The sequence below is a fragment of the Rhodococcus sp. 14-2470-1a genome, assembly GCF_002259425.1.
GTDB classification, from domain to species: domain Bacteria; phylum Actinomycetota; class Actinomycetes; order Mycobacteriales; family Mycobacteriaceae; genus Rhodococcoides; species Rhodococcoides fascians_E.
In genome coordinates, this window is the sequence record NZ_NPFZ01000027.1 from 99551 (window position 1) to 118804 (window position 19254).

The 19254-nt window shown below is 65.4% G+C and carries 18 protein-coding genes; 10 read left to right on the forward strand and 8 right to left on the reverse strand.

The window, feature by feature from the left end; genetic code table 11:
* Positions 1–6 precede the first annotated feature (6 nt).
* Positions 7–1023, reverse strand: coding sequence for an ABC transporter substrate-binding protein (locus CH292_RS15225; protein ID WP_019667101.1), 1017 nt, complete (start codon positions 1021–1023; stop codon positions 7–9).
* Between the two features lie 258 nt (positions 1024–1281).
* Here CH292_RS15225 and CH292_RS15230 point away from each other — a divergent pair, with 258 nt between their 5' ends.
* From CH292_RS15230 to CH292_RS15250, 5 genes are read left to right on the forward strand one after another with little or no spacing between them, the layout of a single operon-like run.
* On the forward strand, positions 1282–1845 hold the full coding sequence (locus CH292_RS15230) for a MaoC family dehydratase (RefSeq protein ID WP_019667102.1): 564 nt from the start codon (positions 1282–1284) through the stop codon (positions 1843–1845).
* Complete coding sequence (locus CH292_RS15235; protein ID WP_019667103.1) at positions 1842–3056, forward strand: CaiB/BaiF CoA-transferase family protein; 1215 nt, start codon at positions 1842–1844, stop codon at positions 3054–3056. The genes CH292_RS15230 and CH292_RS15235 overlap by 4 nt, the downstream gene beginning before the upstream one ends.
* A complete protein-coding gene (locus CH292_RS15240) occupies positions 3053–4435 on the forward strand; it encodes an MmgE/PrpD family protein (protein WP_033189356.1) in 1383 nt (460 codons plus the stop codon). The genes CH292_RS15235 and CH292_RS15240 overlap by 4 nt, the downstream gene beginning before the upstream one ends.
* An 8-nt stretch (positions 4436–4443) precedes the next feature.
* Positions 4444–5607 carry an acyl-CoA dehydrogenase family protein gene (locus CH292_RS15245; protein ID WP_020111785.1) on the forward strand — a complete coding sequence of 388 codons (1164 nt, stop codon included), beginning with the start codon at positions 4444–4446 and terminating at the stop codon, positions 5605–5607.
* The gene (locus tag CH292_RS15250) at positions 5604–6434 is read left to right on the forward strand and encodes a CoA ester lyase (protein ID WP_094655146.1); all 831 of its coding nucleotides are present in this window, start codon (positions 5604–5606) and stop codon (positions 6432–6434) included. The genes CH292_RS15245 and CH292_RS15250 overlap by 4 nt, the downstream gene beginning before the upstream one ends.
* An 8-nt stretch (positions 6435–6442) precedes the next feature.
* Here the strand turns inward: CH292_RS15250 and CH292_RS15255 are convergent, their stop codons facing one another.
* Entirely contained in the window at positions 6443–7693 is a 1251-nt protein-coding gene (locus tag CH292_RS15255; protein ID WP_094655147.1) for an NAD(P)/FAD-dependent oxidoreductase, read from the reverse strand.
* 53 nt (positions 7694–7746) lie between these two features.
* On the opposite strand from CH292_RS15255, the gene CH292_RS15260 reads away from it, so the two are divergent.
* Complete coding sequence (locus CH292_RS15260; protein ID WP_094655148.1) at positions 7747–9663, forward strand: amino acid transporter; 1917 nt, start codon at positions 7747–7749, stop codon at positions 9661–9663.
* A gap of 2 nt (positions 9664–9665) precedes the next feature.
* On the opposite strand, the gene CH292_RS15265 is transcribed toward CH292_RS15260, so the two are convergent.
* Positions 9666–10088 (reverse strand): hypothetical protein, encoded by a 423-nt coding sequence (locus CH292_RS15265; protein ID WP_094655149.1) that lies wholly within the window; start codon positions 10086–10088, stop codon positions 9666–9668.
* Between the two features lie 32 nt (positions 10089–10120).
* A complete protein-coding gene (locus tag CH292_RS15270; protein WP_256978151.1) occupies positions 10121–10966 on the reverse strand; it encodes a hypothetical protein in 846 nt (281 codons plus the stop codon).
* Positions 10967–11047: 81 nt separating this feature from the next.
* Between CH292_RS15270 and CH292_RS15275 the strand changes: the two genes are divergently transcribed.
* Together CH292_RS15275 and CH292_RS15280 are read left to right on the forward strand one after the other, a co-directional pair.
* Complete coding sequence (locus CH292_RS15275; RefSeq protein WP_020111790.1) at positions 11048–11788, forward strand: 1-acyl-sn-glycerol-3-phosphate acyltransferase; 741 nt, start codon at positions 11048–11050, stop codon at positions 11786–11788.
* 4 nt (positions 11789–11792) lie between these two features.
* Positions 11793–12530, forward strand: coding sequence for a 1-acyl-sn-glycerol-3-phosphate acyltransferase (locus CH292_RS15280; protein WP_094655151.1), 738 nt, complete (start codon positions 11793–11795; stop codon positions 12528–12530).
* 19 nt (positions 12531–12549) lie between these two features.
* On the opposite strand, the gene CH292_RS15285 is transcribed toward CH292_RS15280, so the two are convergent.
* The gene (locus tag CH292_RS15285) at positions 12550–13293 is read right to left on the reverse strand and encodes a CPBP family intramembrane glutamic endopeptidase (protein ID WP_019667113.1); all 744 of its coding nucleotides are present in this window, start codon (positions 13291–13293) and stop codon (positions 12550–12552) included.
* Positions 13294–13325: 32 nt separating this feature from the next.
* A complete protein-coding gene (locus CH292_RS15290; protein ID WP_019667114.1) occupies positions 13326–14426 on the reverse strand; it encodes an RNA polymerase sigma factor in 1101 nt (366 codons plus the stop codon).
* A 76-nt stretch (positions 14427–14502) separates the two neighbouring features.
* Here CH292_RS15290 and CH292_RS15295 point away from each other — a divergent pair, with 76 nt between their 5' ends.
* Positions 14503–15336 carry a Cof-type HAD-IIB family hydrolase gene (locus CH292_RS15295; protein WP_019667115.1) on the forward strand — a complete coding sequence of 278 codons (834 nt, stop codon included), beginning with the start codon at positions 14503–14505 and terminating at the stop codon, positions 15334–15336.
* 328 nt (positions 15337–15664) lie between these two features.
* Here the strand turns inward: CH292_RS15295 and CH292_RS15305 are convergent, their stop codons facing one another.
* Positions 15665–16153, reverse strand: a complete 489-nt coding sequence (locus CH292_RS15305) for a nuclear transport factor 2 family protein (RefSeq protein WP_033189346.1) — start codon at positions 16151–16153, stop codon at positions 15665–15667.
* A 141-nt stretch (positions 16154–16294) separates the two neighbouring features.
* Here CH292_RS15305 and CH292_RS15310 point away from each other — a divergent pair, with 141 nt between their 5' ends.
* A complete protein-coding gene (locus CH292_RS15310; protein ID WP_020111796.1) occupies positions 16295–16888 on the forward strand; it encodes a TetR/AcrR family transcriptional regulator in 594 nt (197 codons plus the stop codon).
* Between the two features lie 275 nt (positions 16889–17163).
* Here the strand turns inward: CH292_RS15310 and CH292_RS15315 are convergent, their stop codons facing one another.
* The gene (locus tag CH292_RS15315) at positions 17164–19230 is read right to left on the reverse strand and encodes an N-acetylmuramoyl-L-alanine amidase (RefSeq protein ID WP_094655153.1); all 2067 of its coding nucleotides are present in this window, start codon (positions 19228–19230) and stop codon (positions 17164–17166) included.
* Positions 19231–19254: the final 24 nt, after the last annotated feature.

Genomic DNA, 19254 nt, shown 5'->3' on the forward strand with positions numbered 1-19254 from the left:
TGAAGATCAGGTGGTGCAGTCGACAGGCATGTCGCGCGCGACGCCGTCGGCCAGGAAGTCGGGGTCGAACAGAGTGCAGAAGTCGGGTTCTCGGTCGCTGCCCGACGCCTCGACGCCCGCTTGTGCGGATGTCACGGAAGCCGGGTCGAATCCGCCGCCCCACGTGTCGACCGAGGATGCGCGTTCCACCACCGCCAGTGCCGACGCGGCGTCGAACCCGGTGTAGGCGGCGTAGATCTGCGCCGCGGCTTCGGGATCGGCCTTGATCGACGCCACGGCCTCGGTGTATCCGGCGTTGATGGCGCGGACGACACCTGGATTGGATTCGGCGTAGTCCTTCGTGGTGGTGATCGTGGACTGCAGAAACCTCTGCATGTAGTCGGGGCTGCTGACGATGAGCTTGAAGTCCTCCGGACGCTGCTCGGCAACGATGGAGGGGATGAGCGCGATGTCGACGGAGCCCGCTTCCAGGAGGGCCAGGCCTTCACCGATGCCTCCCGACGAGACCCGTTCGATCTTGCTCGCATCGACGCCGGCGAGGTCGGGTAGCAGAAGCGTGAGCGCGTCGGAGGCGGAATTGGGGCGGGTGTACGCCCACCGGCGAACGTCGTCGATGGAGTTGATCGACGGATTCGATGCCAGCGCGTAAAAATTCATGGGGTATGGCCCCTGGGTGCCGCCTCCGACGATCCGGAGCTCGGAACCGCCTGCGTCGGCCTGGACGATGGAGGGGTAGCTGACCTCGCCGATGGGGATGTTCCCGTCGAGCAGCGTGCGCATCGTGGCGCTGCCGCCTTTGCCCGGCACGATGTTCTCGACGATGACCCCGTGCTTCTCGAAGAGGCCCTGCTGCTGGGCGACGAGCCACGGGATGCTGTAGATCTCCGCGGCTGCGGACACGGTGACGTCGATGGTGACGGGGTTCTCGGGGTCGGCGTCGGGGCCCGGATCCGACCCACAGGCGGTGAGTCCGAGAGCGAGTGTCAACGCCACCGACAGGGCGGCGGTTCGATGAAGGAACATGGCAGGCCTCGTAGACTTGTTGCGGATTCGAGCGGCGGAGCGTCGCCGCAATGACCTCGGCCACTCACGGTGGTGAATGAGACGTAAGTAACAGATGTCCAACTTTAAACATAAGACGTTTACGTCGTCAAGGTGAGCCTGCGGGGCCGCGAAGATGGTCCGATTCACCCTGGGGCGGGATCGATCGAGCTCTTGACTCGTTAATCATCTGATGTTTATGGTGTGAGCAACGCTACAGCCCAAGCCTGAGGAGGCACCGTGGCAACTCACCCCGCAACGCTCGGACGATTCTTCGAGGACTACGTCGTCGGCGACGTGTATCAGCATCCGCTCGGTCGCACCATCAGCGAAGCCGACAACACGTGGATCACGCTGCTTTCGATGAACACGAACCAGAATCACTTCAATGCGCATGTCGCAGAACAGAATCCGATCACCGAAGGGCGAGTGATCGTCAATTCCGGGCTCACCGTCGCCGTTGTTCTCGGTATCTCGGTGCTCGACATGAGTCAGAACGCGATCTCCAATCTCGCGTTCACCGACATCAAGATGAGTCACCCGCTGTACGCAGGCGACACCCTGTACGCGGAAAGCCTCTGCACGGACAAACGCGAATCCAAGTCCCGGCCGTACGCCGGGATCATCTCGATGATCACGCGCGGACTGAATCAAGACGGCGACGAAATCATCTCCTGGAAGCGGTCGGTCATGATCGCCACTCGCGCAAGCGGAATCGGCCAGAACTATTTTCCCGACGCCAAGGCCGGGCCGCTGGAACTGTCGGCCCTCGTCTCGACCGGAACCAACGGGGTGGCGAAATGAGACCACTGGAAGACGTACGGATCTTGTCGCTCGAGCAGTACGGTGCCGGCCCGTTCGGCAGCCTCCACCTGGCGGACCTCGGCGCCGACGTCCTCAAGGTCGAGGACCCCGGTGTCGGAGGCGACGTGGGGCGGTACGTGCCTCCGTATGCGTCGGGGGAGGACTCGTTGTTCTTCGAGACCTTCAACCGGAACAAGCGCAGTATCTCCATCGACCTGAACACCGAGTCCGGGCGCCGCGTCTTCGAGGACTTGGTGCGAGAAAGCGACGTCGTCTACTCCAACCTCCGCGGCGACGTGCCGGCGAAGATCGGCATCACCTACGACGACCTGAAGCATCTCAATCCCGCCATCGTGTGCTGCAGCCTCACCGGGTTCGGTATGACCGGCCCGCGCGCGAAGGAACCCGGGTACGACTACATTCTCCAAGGCTTGGCCGGGTGGATGTCCGTCACCGGTGATCCCGACGGTCCACCGACCAAATCAGGTCTGTCCCTTGTCGACTACTCGGGCGGGTTCGTGGCCGCCATCAGCATTCTCGCCGGCCTTCATGCGGCACGGCGTGACGGCGTCGGCGGCGACTGCGATCTGTCGTTGTACGACACGGCCATGGGACTGCTGACCTATCCGGCCACGTGGCACCTCAACGAAGGTTTCGAGCCGGTCCGGACCAAGAACTCGGCTCATCCGTCGCTCGTTCCGTTCCAGGCCTTCGAGGCGTCCGACGGTTGGCTCGTGGTCGGTTGTGCGAAGGAGAAGTTCTGGCAGCGCCTCGTCGAGGCCATCGGTGCGCCGGACCTGGCGTCGGACCCGCGGTTCGCGAACTTCACCGAACGCGGAAAGAACGCCGACGCTCTCCTGCCGATACTGGAGAAGATCTTCGCGACGGAGTCCGTGGCCCATTGGCTTTCGCTGCTCGGACCGGCGGGTGTGCCGTCCGGACCGATCAACGACATCGCGGAGGCGCTGACCGAGCCGCACACTCTCGCTCGCGGCCTCATCGTGGAGACCGAACACCCGAATCTCGGCACGATCAAACAGGTCGCATCGCCCGTTCGATTCGGCAGCGAGCCTGCCGTCTACACCCGCGCCCCACTTCGCGGAGAACACTTGGACGAGGTGCTCGATTCGCTCGGCTACGACGCCGAGACAGTCGCCGATCTTCGCCGCAGCGGCGCATTCGGGAAGACGGCAGTGGGAAGCACCGTATGAGAACGGCATCGGAAACCCTTGCTGGGTGGGTTGTTTCCTTCGGTTCCGACGATGTCCCGGATGCCGTCGCCCACGCCGTGAAACGGCACCTCCTCGACGGGATCGGCGACGCCATCGCCGCGCGGAGGCTGGGTGCGGGCGCTCCCGGGTGGGCCGTCGCGCACGCACTCGGAGGGCCGGGTGAAGCCCGAGCCCTCAGCGGAGACGTCGCACTCTCGGCGCCCGCCGCTGCCATGGCGACCGGAATACTGGTGCACGCACTGGATTTCGACGACACCCACGCCGGCGGGCTCGTGCATGCCACTGCAGTGGTGCTTCCCGCAGCGTTGGCCGTCGGCCAGGAAGTAGGCGCGACGGGTGCCGAGGTGGTGACGGCGTCGGTGATCGGAATGGAGACGGTGTGCCGACTCGGCGCCGTCAGTCCGCACGGATTCCATGCACGGGGACTGCACGCCACTGCGGTAGCAGGACCACTCGCCGCAGCTGTGGTGGCATCGAAACTCGTCGGCTCGCGCGAGGACACCGTCGTCGACGCACTGGGTATCGCCGGATCGTCGAGCGGCGGGCTCCTCGAATTCCTCGACACGGCAGCGGACACCAAGTCGCTGCACCCGGGTAGCGCCAGTGTCGACGGCATCCTCGCTGCTCGTCTCGCCGCTGCCGGGGCCACCGGACCGCGCACCGTGCTCGACGGTCGCCGAGGCGTGTACGCGGCCCTTGCCGATCGGCCCGTCGACTTCGCCGTGCTGACCGAAGACCTCGGAACACGCTGGGAAGCAGCGCAGATCGGCATCAAACCGTACCCGGCATGCCAGCTCATGCACGTGACCCTCGATGCGGTGACCGCAGCGACGGCAGGAACCGTCGTCGACCCGTCGGACATCGTGTCGGTGCAGGTGCACGTGCATCCGGATTCGTCTCCCTTCGTGTGCGGCGAGCACGCGGGTACGGCCGCACCGCGGAGTACCTACGATGCCAAGTTCGATTTGCCGTGGAGTGTGGCCGCGTTGCTCGTCGACGGGTCGGTGACCATCGCGACCTACACCGACGAGTCGATCTCGCGCAGTGATGTTCTGCAGATCGCCAAGGCGGTCGAGGTGATCGACGCGCCCACCGACGGTCCGGCCGCCGCGGCACCGGGCAAGGCCGTCATCACCCTGCGCGACGGTTCCACGCTCACCGGTGAGGTCGGTGGCAGCCGGGGGACGCCGAGTTCGCCGTTGACCGACGACGAACTGCGCGCGAAGTTCCTCGCCAACTGTGGTGAACATTCACGCGCCGCCGAGCTGGCCGACATCGTCGCGAATCTCGAACTCGAACCCGACCTGACCCGCGTGCTCGATCTGGCCGCGGAGATCTCCCGAACAACCGACTCCTAGGACACGTCATGGATTTCACGTTCACCGAGCAACAGCAGGACTTTCGATCCGCACTGCGAAAGTTCGTCGACAAGGAAATCATCCCGGTTGCAAGCGAATACGAGCGCAGCGGCCGATACCCGACGGAAATCGTCGAACATCTCAAAGCGATGGGCCTGTTCGGAATCACCACTCCCGAGGAGTTCGGCGGACTGGACCTGGACAAGGTGTCCTTCACGCTGGTCTACGAGGAACTCGCACGTGGGTGGATGGGTGTGGCGGGCATCCTCGGCAGTCACAACCTGTCCTGCTGGATGATCGCCAAGCACGGTACCCAGGAGCAGAAGGAACAGTTACTTCCCAAGCTCGCGGCAGGTGTGTATCGCACCGGCGTCGGCCTCACCGAGCCCGGTGCCGGTACCGACCTGCAGGGAATTCGGACGACCGCCAAGCGCGACGGTGACCACTACATCGTCAACGGGACCAAGACGTGGATCACCAACGCCCGCTACGCCAACGTCCTGCCGACGCTGGTGAAAACCGACAACACCGCCGATCCAGCGCACAAAGGCATGAGTCTGTTGCTGATCGACACGGAGACCGAGGGATTCGAAGTACAGCGCGATCTCGGCAAGCTCGGTTACAAGGGCACCGAGTCGTGCGAAATCCACCTCCAGGACGTCCGCGTTCCAGCGTCCGCCCTCCTCGGTGGTGTCGAGGGTCGCGGGTTGCAGCAGGCGCTGTCCGGGCTGGAGATCGGGCGACTCAACATCGCGGGCCGCAGCGTCGGAATCGCCCAGGCTGCCTACGATGCCGCACTGAAGTACGCGAAGGAACGCACCGCATTCGGCCAACCCATCGCGGACTTCCAGGCCATCCAACTGAAGATCGCCGACATCGCGACACGGTTGCAAGCCGCGCGGCTGATGACGTACTGGGCTGCATCGCAGGCCGATTCGGGAAAACGCGTCGACATGGAAGCCGGGATGGCCAAGTACTTCGCCTCCGAAACCGCGATCGAAGCCAGTCTGGAATCGATGCGCATCCACGGCGGCTACGGATACTCCACGGAATTCGTGGTCGAGCGGTTGTACCGAGATGCCCCACTGATGGCGATCGGTGAAGGAACCAACGACATCATGCGCACCGTCATCGCCAAGGCACTCGTGGCAGGCCACGGAGTGATCGGATGACCGCACTGACGTTCCTGTACGTCCCGGGCGACGTACCTGCTCGGTTCGACAAGGCGTCGAGATCCGGAGCCGATGCCGTGGTCCTGGACCTGGAAGACGCAGTCGTCGCGTCGAACAAGGACGAGGCGCGCAGTACCGTCGCCGCGTGGTTGGTCGCCTGCGAACCGGGGCAGGTCGAGATCTGGGTGCGGGTGAATCCGGGTGCTCTGCAGGATGCAGACATCCGTGCGGTTGCAGGCCCGAACCTCACCGGCATCTGGCTACCCAAGGTCGAATCGCTCGAGGAGATCGAAGCAGCCGCGCGCATTCTGGATACGGTCGCACCGCACGCGGAACTCTCGGCGCTGATCGAGACGGGAAAGGGGCTACTCGCCCTACCGGCGATCGCGACGGGCCCGAGGCTGCGGTTCCTGCAGATCGGCGAGGTCGACCTCGCCGCCGACCTGTCCATCGAGCCCGGCGACGACGGTCGCGCGTTGCTGTTCGCACGCAGTCAGGTCGTTGTCGCGAGCGCGGCAGCGGGGCTCGAGCCGCCCCTCGCCGCGGTCTCGGTCGAGTTCCGCGACACCGACGCGTTCGCTGCCGACACCGTGGAACTGCGCAGGCTGGGGTTCCGCGGCCGAGCGTGCATCCACCCGGCCCAGGTGGCCCCGGCACGGGACGCCTTCGTACCGACGTCGGAGGCGGTGCAGGAGGCCGAGGAGATCCTGGAGGCCCTTGCGCAGGCGACATCCGGCGTCGGCGTCGACAAGAACGGACGTCTGATCGACGAGGCCGTCGCACGATCGGCACGCCGAGTCGTCCAGTACGCCCAGAGCCGAACCTAGCGTCGGCGTCAGATCGTCGGCTTGGCGTCGCCTGCCCAGGCGATGCGTATGGGGTCGCCGTGGCATTCGACGATGGCAGCGTGGTCGCTGTCGAAATAGTCCCACGCCCAGGACAGGAAAGCGTCGACCTTGCTGTGCGCGCCGCTGAGCAGGGCGGCGTGCACACCCAACCAGGCCGCGAACGCGAGGGGACCCTCCACCTGGTGACGGTGCGCTCCCACCTCGGCGACGGCGGCGCCGCGTCCGATCATCGCCATGATTCCCTTGTCCTTGTAGGCGAACGGCTTTCGAGGTTCACCCGCGATGGACAACAGAATGTTGCGGGCGGTCCACGCTCCTGCCTGCTGCGCGACGGATCCCAACTGAGGCAATGCCTTTCCGTCGGAACCGGGGATGTTGGCCACGTCGCCGACGGCGTACACGTCGTCGAACGTCGGTACCGTCAGATCGGCGAGTACGGCGATGCGGCCGCCGTGGCCGGGCGTCACCGACGCCGTGGACGCGATGGGTGACGCGGACTCCCCGCCTGCCCAGACGACAGTGCGGGAGGCCAGGCGAGAGCCGTCGGACAGCTGCACACCGTCGGTGTCGACAGACGCCACACCGACGCCGAGCCGCACCTTCGCGCCGTGCTGAACGAGCTTGTCGTGGGCGTACTCGTGGGAGCGTTCGCTGTACGGCGCGAGCAGCGCGGGCCCGTGGTTGATCAACCACGCCTCGCCGCGGCCGCCCGGGTGGTTCATCTTGCGCAGCGCCGTGAACAGCTCGGCGAACGCGCCCGCGGTTTCGACTCCGGTAGGACCGCCTCCGACGATCACCACGTCCAGCGGGTCGTGATCGCCCCGGAGGAGGTCGCTGACGTGGTGGCGCAGCTTCTCGGCGTCGGCGACGGAGTAGAGCGGAAACGAGTGTTCCTCGGCGCCCGGGGTGCCGAAGAAGTTGGCCGTTGCACCCGCAGCCACCACCAGGTAGTCGCCGGACACCCGTTCGCCACCCGCTACGAGGGAGCGTTCGGAGAAGTTCAGATCGGTGATCTCGGCCTGGACGACGCGCACCGACTTCATCGACTCGAAGATCGACGCCAACGGCCGGGCGATGTCCTCGGCGGGCAGCTGTGACGTCGCCACCTGGTACAGCAGGGGCTGGAACTGGTGATAGTCGTTGCGGTCGACGAGGGTGACGTCGACGCCCTTTCGGCCTAGATCGTGCGCACATGCAATTCCGGCAAGACCGGCACCCGCTACCACCACGTGAGTCATGGGATCCACAGTAGTTCCGCCCCGTGCCGCCCGGCGGGTTTACGCTCTGTCGCATGGTGCGTCTGCGCTCGTGGTTCCTCGGTGAGGTGACCGAGAACCCATCCGGGCATCTGGGTCCGTACCGCAAGCCCACCGAAACCGAACACACCCACCCGTGGTGGAAAGTGATGTGCCTGACGGGCGTCGACTACTTCTCGACGCTCGGGTATCAGCCGGGAATCGCGGCCCTCGCCGCGGGCACTCTTGCACCGCTCGCCACCGTCGTGCTGATCGTGTTGACGCTGTTCGGGGCTCTCCCGGTCTATCGGCGCGTCGCCCGAGAGAGCCCGACGGGTGAAGGTTCCATCGCGATGCTCGAGAAGCTGCTGCCGAAGTGGGGCGGCAAGGTGTTGGTGCTCGTTCTGTTGGGCTTCGCGGCTACCGACTTTCTGATCACCATGACGCTGTCCGCGGCCGACGCATCGGCGCACGTGATCGAAAACCCATTCGCGCCAGCAGGTCTGGACAGCGCACAGGTGATCGTCACCCTGGTGCTGCTTGCGTTGCTCACCGCGGTCTTCCTGAAAGGGTTCACCGAGGCGATCGGAATAGCCGTCGTTCTCGTCGGGACGTTCCTCGCGCTGAACCTCGTCGTCGTCTTCGTCGGATTCTGGGAGATCGCGAAGAATCCGTCGCTGCTGTCCGACTGGCAGCACGCCATGACCGCGCAGCACGGAAACCCGCTCATGATGATCGCCGTCGCCCTCATCGTCTTTCCCAAACTCGCACTGGGCCTGTCCGGTTTCGAAACCGGCGTCGCCGTCATGCCGCAGATCGCCGCCGACGGTGACGACGCGCTTCCCAACCGGATTCGCGACGCCAGAAGGCTCATCACCACGGCCGCTCTCATCATGAGTGGCTTCCTGCTGACGTCGAGCATCATCACCACGGTCCTCGTTCCGCAGGACGAGTTCCAGAGCGGCGGCGGAGCCAACGGACGCGCGTTGTCCTATCTCTCGCACGAATACCTCGGTGAAGTGTTCGGCACCGTCTACGACGTCAGCACCATCGCAATTCTGTGGTTCGCCGGGGCGTCGGCGATGGCGGGATTGCTCAACCTGGTTCCTCGCTACCTGCCGAAGTACGGCATGGCGCCGGAGTGGGCTCGCGCGGTTCGACCACTGGTGCTTGTGTTCTCGTTGATCGCGGTCGCCGTCACGCTCTACTTCGACGCCAGTGTCGACGCGCAGAGTTCTGCCTACGCGACGGGTGTTCTGGTACTCATCACCTCCGCGTCGGTTGCGGTCGCGATCTCCGCCGCGCGGAACCGTCAGCGTGTGCAGATGTGGGTCTTCTCGGTCATCGCCGTCGTCTTCGTCTACACCACCGTCACCAACATCTTCGAGCGTCCCGACGGCGTCAAGGTGGCGTCGTTCTTCATTCTGGTGATCATGGCCGTGTCGTTCTGGTCGAGGGTCACGAGGTCATTCGAACTGCGCACCGATTCGGTCGAATTCGACGAGTGGTCGCTGCAGTACATCGAAGAAGCAGCCGCTCGCGGACGGATACGCATCGTCTGCCACGACGCCCGGCATCTGGACCCGGCGGAGTACGCCGCGAAGGAAGAGCAGCAGCGCCGCGACAGCAACATTCCCGCGGACGAGCCGATCCTGTTCCTGGAGGCCAATATCCGGGATGCCTCGGACTTCAGCTCGGACCTCCTCGTCCACGGAGAGCAGAAGGGCGACTATCAAGTGCTGTGGGTCGACGCCTCGGCCGTACCCAATTCCATTGCCGCAGTGCTGCTGCAGATCAGGAACGTCACCGATGTACGCCCCGATGTCTACTTCGAATGGTCCGAGGGCAATCCGCTGGTGAACCTACTGCGTTTCCTGTTCATCGGCGTCGGCGAAGTCGCTCCGGTGACCCGAGAAGTGTTGCGCCGGGCGGAACCCGACCGAGACCGAAGGCCGAACGTGCACGTCGGGTAGGTCTAGAAGAACTGCCCGACGACGAAGCCGGCAACCAGTACCCCGGTCCCTCCGATTTCGGCGACGGCAAGGGTCCACATGAAGGCGTGGGTGCCGTGGACTGGGTTCTCGAATTGGTTGTCCGTGTCTCGCAACAGCCCGTGGACCATGTAGCTCGCGATGGCTGCGACGAAGAAGACGGTGACGACCAGTCCGGCGATCAGATTCACGGCCGTCGGGAAACCGGAGAACTCTGCCAGGGCTGCGAGGATCAGGGTCGCGAAGGAGTACATCAGAGCAGCGCGGTGTGCGATGTCGACGTAAGGGTGGGCCAGAGCCGTCGGCGACGTCGCCATCTGGCGGTACTTCCACACGCCGAGGCCCAGTGCCCACAGCAGGATCATCCCGGTGAGCAGCAGCAGTATCTTGGTGTCGATCCCCAGCATCGTGTCGTACCCCCCGTTCGTGGACGCCTGCGTCAGGCGATGTCGCCTATGCAGTACCCGTTGGCCCCGATGCCCAGTGTGAACACTTGGTTCTGTTCGAATCCCGACACGTTCGTCACGTCGGCGTACACCGTCTTGTAGTCCCCGTTGGTGAAGGCCACGTAGACGCTCGCCGGGTTGTAGGACGCCGACCCCGTGAGCCTGCCCGGGTTGTTCGCCAGCGGCGCGGGCGTGGGAACGCCTGTTCCCTGCGGATCCCACGTCGGGCGGGTGTCGCAGACGAGGGGGTAGTCGCCCTCGAGGTCGGCGGGGTCGACCGGCGCTCCCGTGAATCGCCCGAGGTATCGCTCGACGGTGTACGTCGCGTCGAGGTCGGTGAACACCGGTGCGGTGCCGGTCGGGTAGACGCTCGGGCAGGCATAACCGGAGGCGATCTCGCTGCGCTTGATCGACACCGTCGACACCGGGCCGGTCCACGTCACCGCGTACTGACCGTCGACGCCCGGCTGACCGGCCGCGTCGGCGATCGAGGCGACGTCGGAGTATCGCACCGGAATGTCCGTCGGCGGCACGGTCCAACACGTCGGCGTCACAGCCGGCGGCCCTCCGGCTTCCAGGTCGGCCAGGAACGCCCCCAGTGCGGACGCAGCCTGCGGATTGCCCGGAACGTCGCCGACGGCGGGTCCTGGAGGCGGTTCGGGAGTGGTCGTCGTCGCTGACGTCGTCGGGGTCGTCGCTGTGGTCGTCTCTTCCGTCGTGGGTGCCGACGGTGGATCGGTGGGGATGCCCTGCCGGCCGTCACCCTCGCACGCGGTGAGTACCAGGACTGCCCCCAGCAGCCCTGCACCGGCACGAGCGATTCTGCTAAGCGAACTCATGTTCAGCTGACCTTCCCCGTTCACGGCTTCTCCCCAGAGCGTTCTTCTCGCGACCGCCCGATACGACTACGCTAGCCGACTGTGGAACCCGTCTACCGAACTGTCATCGGCATCGCCCGCGTCGTCTTCGCGTCCCAAGGCCTGAAGTTCGAGGTGGAGGGCGAGGAGAACATCCCTGCCAGTGGCGGCGCGGTCATCGCCGTCAACCACACCGGTTACCTGGACTTCACCTATGCCGGGCTGCCGCCTCGGCGGGTGAAGCGCTACATCCGCTTCATGGCCAAGAAGGAAGTGTTCGACAACAAGATTTCCGGTCCCATCATGCGGTCGCTCAAGCACATTCCCGTCGATCGTGGCGCGGGCGCGGAGTCCTACAAGGCCGCGGTCGCGGATCTACGCAAGGGCGAGCTGGTCGGGGTGTACCCGGAAGCGACCATCAGCCGCAGCTTCGAGATCAAGGAATTCAAATCGGGTGCGGCACGCATGGCCATCGAGGCAGGTGTTCCCATCATCCCGACGGTCATCTGGGGTGCGCAGCGCGTCTGGACCAAGGGATTCCCCAAGAGGCTGGGCCGCACCAACACTCCCATCCGCATTGCCGTCGGCGCGCCGTTGGAGCCCGTCGGACCGGCGAACGAGTTGACCGAGAAGCTGCATTCCACGATGAAAGAGATGCTGCTCGAACTGCAGGACGGATACCCGCACGAGCAGGGTGCGTACTGGGTGCCGGCACGCCTCGGCGGCAGCGCTCCGACCCTCGAGGAAGCGGACAAGCTCGACGCCGCGGACGCGGCAGCGAGAAAGGCAAAAAGGGAGGGCTGACGCCATGTCGCGCGAACCGGTGTATGCCGCGTTGACCGGGTTGGTTCGTGCGATCACCGCCGTGCAAGGCCTACGCATCACCTATCGGGGAACCGAGAACATTCCGCGCCGCGGCGGCGTCGTACTCGCCGTGAACCACACCGGGTATCTCGACTTCATGCAGGTCGGACTCGTTGCGCGCCAGGGCAAGCGGCGGGTTCGCTACATGATGAAGAAAGAACTCGAGCGCAATCCCGTCGTCGGGTTCCTGATGCGACACTGCAAGGCCATCGGCGTGGACCGCGCAGCCGGAGCCGAGTCGTATGCCGCTGCTGTGCAAGCGCTTCGGGACGGTGAACTGGTCTGTGTGTATCCGGAGGCCACCATCAGCAGAAGCTTCGAGCTGAAGGCGTTCAAATCCGGTGCCGCACGGATGGCACTGGAAGCGGGCGTTCCGATCGTTCCGGTCGCCATCTGGGGGTCGCAGCGAATCATGACCAAGGACATGCCGAAAGCATTGGGTAGACACAACTTTCCCGTGCACATCGCCGTCGGACAAACAGTTCCGCCGCACGGAACCCCCGACGAACTCACCACAGCCCTACGTAGTGGATTGGAAAGCGCCCTCGGCGTGGCGCAGCAAGGTTACGAACACCCGGCAGGCGCCCGGTGGGTACCGGCACGACTGGGCGGCAGCGCACCCACCCTCGACGAAGCAGCAGTCATCGAAGCGGACGAGAAAGCGCGGAGGGCAAAGGGATAGTCGGCTGTCCCTCGACTGCTCAGCTGGTCGAGGCGTGCCAGACCAACGCGGCGGCGAGAGCGCCTAAGCCGTTGAGGGACCAGTGCAAAGCGATGGGGGCGATGAGGCTGCCGCTTCGGTTGCGAAGCCAGGTGAACACGAATCCCGCCGCGGCCGTCGCGATGACTGCGCCGACGATGCCCACGACCTGGCCGAACAGTCCGCCGCCCAGGAAGTTGCTGAATCCGGTGTTGTTGGCGGTGAGGCCGAGCGACGAAGCGATGTGCCAGAGGCCGAACAGCAGGGAGCCGGCCGCGAACACTCCGCGCGCCCCGTAGATCCGACCCAGGGTGCCGTGCAGGACGCCGCGGAACGCGAGTTCCTCCGGGATGACGGTCTGCAGCGGAATGACGATCATCGACGCGACCAGGGCCGCCGAGATGGTTGCGTATCGATCGGCCATGAAGAACGGCCGAGTGATCGGCAGCAGTGCGCCGATCGCGATGACCGCGAGGACCAGCCCCACGGCTGCGAGAGCATAGATCGAACCGGTCTTCCACTGCTTGGGTGACAAACCGAGCTCGGACCAGCCCAGACCCCGGCGTCGGGTCAAGGCGACGAGAACGACGGCAGCGATGGGGACCGTCGCGATGCTGGCCCACACCGTCGTGAAATGCGCGATGAGGTTCGTTGCGATCAACACGAGCACGACGACGGCCACGTCGAGGTAGGCGTGGAAGCCGCGCCAGCGAGCGGCCCGCGCAGCATCTTGCGTCATGAGCATCCCGCCGAGTGTACGGATCGATGCTGAGAAACTCAGCCGTTCTCGGGCTGGGACTGGGTCGTCGTGGTCGCGGGAGCGTTCGGCGTGGTCGTGGTGGGTTCGGTCGTCGTGACGGGTGGATCGGTGGTCGTCACCGGTGGGGCAGTCGTCGTCGGCACGACGGCGGCGGTGGTGGTGACGGGTGCCGGTGCGGGAGGTACGACGGCGGGAGCAGGCGATTCCGGGACCACCGTGGCGACCTCGGCGGTGGAGGTCGTCGGGGCCGCGGGCGACGGGGACGGCGGTTCGGTCGTCGTGGTGGGCATGGTCCTCGGGACGGGGCCGGGTGCGACGTCGACCTGCGCCGGCGCCGTCGGGCGGCTCGCGGGCTCTGCCACCAGGAATCCGATACCCGCGGCGATCAGCAGAGCAACGCCGGCGACTGCCGCCCACACGACCTTCCCGGAGGCCGGACCGTGCGTCGGGAAGCCGAGTCGGTCGGTCCGATCGAGAGTGGTGGTGTTCACGACGACCCCCATCTCGGAGTCGGTCAGAATTTTCTCCCGCAGCCCGAACGGCGCGGTTGCCAGCGGAAACAGCCGGAGAATCGCGGCAGCTCCGACGACACGCTCCTGCCCGGCTCCGGCCGAACGCTCGAGCTCCTCTCGCGCCCGGGAGATCAGCGTCGACGCCCGACGTGTTCCGATCCCCAGCACCGCGGCGACGTCGGCGTCGGCGAGTCCGTGACGAATACGCAGGTCGAGGACCTCACGGTGCTCGGCGCTCGAGGCAGTTGCCGCCGTCGCGACGAACTCCTGAACGGACCGTTCCTCGTCGCTGGCATCGGGAGCGATCGTCGATGTGAAGTCGCACCGGTCGCGGCGTGGGCGGGGCAGGCACTCGGCCCGAGCGATCGCGTACAGCCAGGCCCGGAATCGTTCCGGATCGCGAAGCACAGCACTCCGCCGTGCGGCGATGAGCATCGTGTCGTGGACGACGTCGGCAGCGGCGTCCTCGTCGGCCAGCATTGCCTTCGCGTAGCTGAACAGGTGGCCGGAATGCCTGTCGTACGCGTCGCCGAGGCCCGAAAGTTGGCCTGCGACCAGCGCGGCAACGATCCGGGCGTCGGGCGAATCCTCGGACACCCCGGGCATCGTCGGCTCCCTCCCTCGTCGGTTCGCAAGTCTAAGGGACCCAGCGGCGGGCACTGCCGGAGCCACCTCAGGCACAATGACCTCGATGCCTACCACCAGCCGCGCACCCCGCCTCGTCGCCAGTGATGTCGACGGAACGCTCCTCGACCACCGCGAGAAGGTCACCGAGCGCACCCGACGCGCTGTACTGGCGATGGTCGGCGCCGGCACACCGTTCGTCCTGTCGACGGGTCGTCCGCCACGCTGGATTTCCCCTGTCGTCGACCAGCTGGGCTTCGCGCCCATGTGCGTCTGCGCCAACGGCGCCGTCATCTACGACGCCGGCACCGACCGGATCCTCGACGCCGAGGTTCTGACCGGGGAGACGCTGCACTGGCTCGCAGACCTCGCATACCAAGCCCTGCCGGGCTGCGGGCTGGCCGCGGAACGCGTCGGCGAAACAGCGCACGACGCCGCCACACCGCAGTTCGTCAGCTCGCCCGGCTACGAACACGCATGGCTCAACCCCGACAACACCGAAGTGTCGTTGGCCGAGGTCATCGACGTCCCCGCCGTAAAACTGTTGATCCGGCTCTCCAGCGCGTCCAGCGGAGACATGGTGGCCGCCCTGGCACCCCTCGTCGACGGCCGAGCCGACATCACCTTCTCCACCGACAACGGACTGATCGAACTCTCCGCACCCGGCGTGACCAAAGCATCGGGCCTCGCCCTCGTCGCCGAACGCCTCAACGTCCAGGCCGCCGACATCGCAGCATTCGGCGACATGCCCAACGACGTCCCCATGCTGCACATGGCCGGCCTCGGCGTCGCAATGGGCAACGCACACCCCGCAGCAGTCGCCGCAGCCGACGAAATCACCACAACCAACGCCGACGACGGCGTGGCCAGAGTCCTCGAACGCTGGTGGTGAGCTCCGTCTCCGGACCGAACGTGACGTTCAGTCACTTGAAGTGACCGAACGGCACTTTCGCTCACTCACCCGGGCCGCGTTGGCGGCGCCGGCCGGTGCGAGTGGGTGGGACGGAGTGCCCGATACTTTCGAAATCAGCGGACTTCCGCGGTTCGTCGAAGTATCGGGCAATCCATTGCATCGGGCGTGCACGAATGCGGGTTTCGCCCCCCTGACGGGAGCGAACGTGACGTTCGGTCACTCCAAGTGACCGAACGGTTCATTCGGTCGCCCTCGCCTCGACGGTTGGCTGGTGCGCGGACGGAGCGGAACGCGGCGCATCAGGTGGTCACAAGCCGAGGTCGGACAGGCTCGGATGCTCCGCCGGTCGCGGTGCATTCCGGTCCCAGAAGAACTTGCGCTCGCTTTCGTCGATCGGCACGTCGTTGATGCTTGCGTGGCGGTGCGTCATCAGGCCGTCCTTGTCGAAGAGCCAATTCTCGTTGCCGTAGGCTCGAAACCATTGACGCGAATCATCCTGATACTCATAGGCGAAGCGGACGGCAATACGGTCGTCACTGTGCGCCCACAGTTCCTTGATGAGGCGGTACTCGTGCTCGTGGTTCCATTTACCGCTAAGGAATTCGACGATCTGCGCACGGCCGGTCACGAAAACGGACCGATTCCGCCAGACGCTGTCGATCGAGTAGGCCAGCGCAACCACCTCGGGATCACGGCTGTTCCAGGCATTTTCGGCCAGCCTGACTTTCTGTACCGCTGATTCGTCGGTGAACGGCGGAACCGGTGGCTTCGTGGTGGTTTCCACATTTGCAGTCATTGATCGTCCTTCGCTTCGAGGGTTGGTCGAGGCGCTCTGCCATGTAGACAATGCTGTCTACATGGCAAGAACGTACGCCATGTAGACAGGCTTGTCCACATGCATGTGGCGCCGGTGGACAGATTTGTCTACTCTTGCGACGTGAGCATCTCCCAGACTCTTGATCCGCAGGTCGACGTGTCGGCCCTCCCCGCTCGGGAGCGGATACTGGCCACCGCGTATCGGCTGTTCTACCGCGAAGGAATTCGAGCAACCGGTGTGGACAAAGTGATCGCGGAGGCAGGCGTCACAAAGGTGACCTTCTATCGCCACTTCCCAAGCAAAGACACGCTGATCCTGGCGTTCCTGGACCTACGGCATCGGCGTTGGATGGAGTGGTTCGTCGACGCGTTGGACCGCTACGCTGCAGGCAACCGTCGCAGGCCCGTGGTGGTCTCGGCAGTCGAGGAGTGGCTGACCTCGGATACCTTCCGAGGATGCGCCTTCATCAACAGTGTCAACGAGATCGGGGCTGAACTGCCGGAGGTGTACGAGATCGCCACTCGCCACAAGGCCGATATGGTCGGGGCTATCAAAGCGACACTTCCGCCGGGCCCCAACCGAACCCGCGCGGCACAAGCGCTCGCAGTGGCGATCGATGGCGCTGTTGTACAAGCTCAGTGCCAGCTCGACGCCACATCGGCAGTCAAGGCTCTGACGACGATCGCGTCGACGCTGCTGCCGGAAGGCAGGTAGCTGAGCGGCGCCGGTACATGCGCAGTGAGATGAATTGCCCGATACTTTCGAAATCGGCGGACTTCCGCTGATCGTCGAAGTATCGGGCAATCCATTGCATCGGGCGCGTACGCATGCGGGTTTCGCCCCCCCGACGGGAGCGAACGTGGCGTTCGGTCACTCCAAGTGACCGAACGGTTCATTCGGTCATCGGTGCGGTCGGTGGGGGAGGGGGCGGAGATGGGTCGAGCGGCGATTCGGTGGATTCGAATCGCCGCTCGACTGAGGGTGGTGATTTACGGTGCCGGTGCGGGCTCCGGGGCCGGGGCCGGCTCGATCGGGGCTGCGACGGGGTTCTGCATCTGCTGCTCGTAGGTGTCGTTGTAGGTTTTGATGACCGTGGTGACGATGCCGGTGAGCTCGTTGAAGATCAGTGAACCGTTTTCGAAGTCGGTGCGCAGACCCTCGGGGACGCGGTATTCGTCGGTGGTCGGCAAGCCGAGTTCGCCGTTCTCTCCGCCGAGTGCCATGAACTGTTCGAAGATTTTTCCTATCACGGCAACGGCTTGGCCGGCAAGGGAAGTGAAGATGGAGCCGTTGGCGAACTGTGCGGCTTCGCCTCCGCCCTTGACCTGGACGAGGCCGCTGACGGGGGTGCCGAGGGTACCGGTTTCGCCGCCGGATGCCAGCCACTTCTGGGCGATGGGGTTGGAACTGGCGAGGCGAACCAACTCGTCGACAAGTCCTGGAATGTTTTCTCCCAGAGTGCTGCTCGCGTCGGAGGTCGGCAGGGACGAATCCGTGGTGGTGTCGGATTCCGTGTCGGACGGTGCCGGAGCGGTGTCGACGCTTCCTCCGCCGCCGAGGTTCGCGGCGGCGATGTCGCGGATTTCGTCCATCTTGGCGTAGGCGCCGTCACCGGGGCATGCGGTGTTGCCGACGTCGCGGTGCGCGAAGATGACCGGCAGGTCGACGCTCTGGCCCTTGCCGACGAAGGTGAAGTTGGTGCCTTCGCTCGTCATCGTCGTCTCACCGTGTGGGTCGAGACCTGCTTTGCCCAAACGCCATCCGAGGAACTTGCCCACCGAGTCGAGGGTTTCGGTCGACGGTGCTTCGCTGGAGTAGTCGCCCATCATTGCGATGCCCATGGTGTTCTCGTTGAAGCCACCGGCGTGTGCGCCCTGGACGGGACGGTCGAGTCCGCCTGCGCGGCCTTCGAAGATCTGACCGTACTTGTCGACGAGCACGTTGTAGCCGATGTCGCACCAGCCGAGCGTCTGTGCGTGGTAGGCGTAGATCGCCCGCACGATCTCGGCCGATTCGTTCTTGGAGTACTCGTTGCTGCCGGCGGTGTGGTGCACCGTCGCACCGCCGAGGAAGTCGTCGTACGTCGGTGTGGCGCAACGGATCGACTCGTCGGCGCCCCACTGTGATCGCGAGATGACCTTCGGTCCTGCGTTGCCCGCGACCGGAGTCGCGATGTCGGCGAGCGCTGAATCGGCGGGGGAGCTGCCTGGCTGGATCAACACTGCGCTGATGTCGGCCAGCGCATCCGCTACGGGAGTGTCCTGCTGACGCAGCGGCTTCGAAACCGATGCCGGGGTGTATCCCAGCTCCTGTTCCGGTGCGGGTGCCGCCGCGGGGGCGGGGGCGGGTTCGGGTGCCGGCGCAGCGGGAGTGGCAGGCGGTGTCAGAAGAAGCTGAACGGCTTTCGTGGCTCCGACGAAGATGGGCTCGGTGCCCTTCTTGTCCGGCTCGGCCGCGACGTCGCTGGCTGCGGTGTCGATCGGCTCGGTTGCGATCCACGGACCCCAGGACCCGTCGTCGAGCTGGCGACGAACCTGCGCGACGGCACCGTCCACGGCGGTCGACGTCAACGCGACCATGCTGAACGGATCGTCCTGACGCAGTTCCTTCACGACCGCTCCGAGCGGGGCGCCCGGGTCGTCGCCGGCCGGGAGTTCAGCAGGCGGGGCGATCGGGGCCGCGACGTCGTTACGGCCCGGCACCGGCGCCTGGGCCGACGGGCTCGTCGGGGACGGCACGGTGATGCCGGGGATTTCGGGAATCTGGATCGGCGGGATGGTGATGTTGTCCGGAAGCGGCAGGTACTTCAGATCGGACAGGCGCAGGTCGGGCAACGGCAGACCCGTCAGTTCCTGCAGAGGAACGACGATGTCCGGTGCCGCAGTCAGTGCTGTTTCGACGATCTTGGTCGGCACGGTCACAGGGGTGGTCTCGTTTGCCGATCGAACATCGGTGGACGCGGAGTCGCCGGAAATGCTGTAGACCGCCACGGGACTCGCGACGGCCAGCAAGGCGACAGCGCCGAGAACGATCGACGGCTTCGTTCGACGGTGCAAGGCGGTACTCCCTGGTTGTTGGTG

Bases quoted from the DNA above. Each gene is read 5' to 3' on its own strand.
- CH292_RS15295 (WP_019667115.1), top strand. From the start codon at position 14,503: ATGACCTCGATGCCTACCACCAGCCGCGCACCCCGCCTCGTCGCCAGT.
- CH292_RS15285 (WP_019667113.1), bottom strand. From the start codon at position 13,293: ATGCTCATGACGCAAGATGCTGCGCGGGCCGCTCGCTGGCGCGGCTTC.
- CH292_RS15255 (WP_094655147.1), bottom strand. From the start codon at position 7,693: ATGACTCACGTGGTGGTAGCGGGTGCCGGTCTTGCCGGAATTGCATGT.
- CH292_RS15225 (WP_019667101.1), bottom strand. From the start codon at position 1,023: ATGTTCCTTCATCGAACCGCCGCCCTGTCGGTGGCGTTGACACTCGCT.
- CH292_RS15235 (WP_019667103.1), top strand. From the start codon at position 1,842: ATGAGACCACTGGAAGACGTACGGATCTTGTCGCTCGAGCAGTACGGT.
- CH292_RS15250 (WP_094655146.1), top strand. From the start codon at position 5,604: ATGACCGCACTGACGTTCCTGTACGTCCCGGGCGACGTACCTGCTCGG.
- CH292_RS15290 (WP_019667114.1), bottom strand. From the start codon at position 14,426: ATGCCCGGGGTGTCCGAGGATTCGCCCGACGCCCGGATCGTTGCCGCG.
- CH292_RS15280 (WP_094655151.1), top strand. From the start codon at position 11,793: ATGTCGCGCGAACCGGTGTATGCCGCGTTGACCGGGTTGGTTCGTGCG.
- CH292_RS15265 (WP_094655149.1), bottom strand. From the start codon at position 10,088: ATGCTGGGGATCGACACCAAGATACTGCTGCTGCTCACCGGGATGATC.
- CH292_RS15270 (WP_256978151.1), bottom strand. From the start codon at position 10,966: ATGAGTTCGCTTAGCAGAATCGCTCGTGCCGGTGCAGGGCTGCTGGGG.
- CH292_RS15305 (WP_033189346.1), bottom strand. From the start codon at position 16,153: ATGACTGCAAATGTGGAAACCACCACGAAGCCACCGGTTCCGCCGTTC.
- CH292_RS15245 (WP_020111785.1), top strand. From the start codon at position 4,444: ATGGATTTCACGTTCACCGAGCAACAGCAGGACTTTCGATCCGCACTG.
- CH292_RS15260 (WP_094655148.1), top strand. From the start codon at position 7,747: ATGGTGCGTCTGCGCTCGTGGTTCCTCGGTGAGGTGACCGAGAACCCA.
- CH292_RS15240 (WP_033189356.1), top strand. From the start codon at position 3,053: ATGAGAACGGCATCGGAAACCCTTGCTGGGTGGGTTGTTTCCTTCGGT.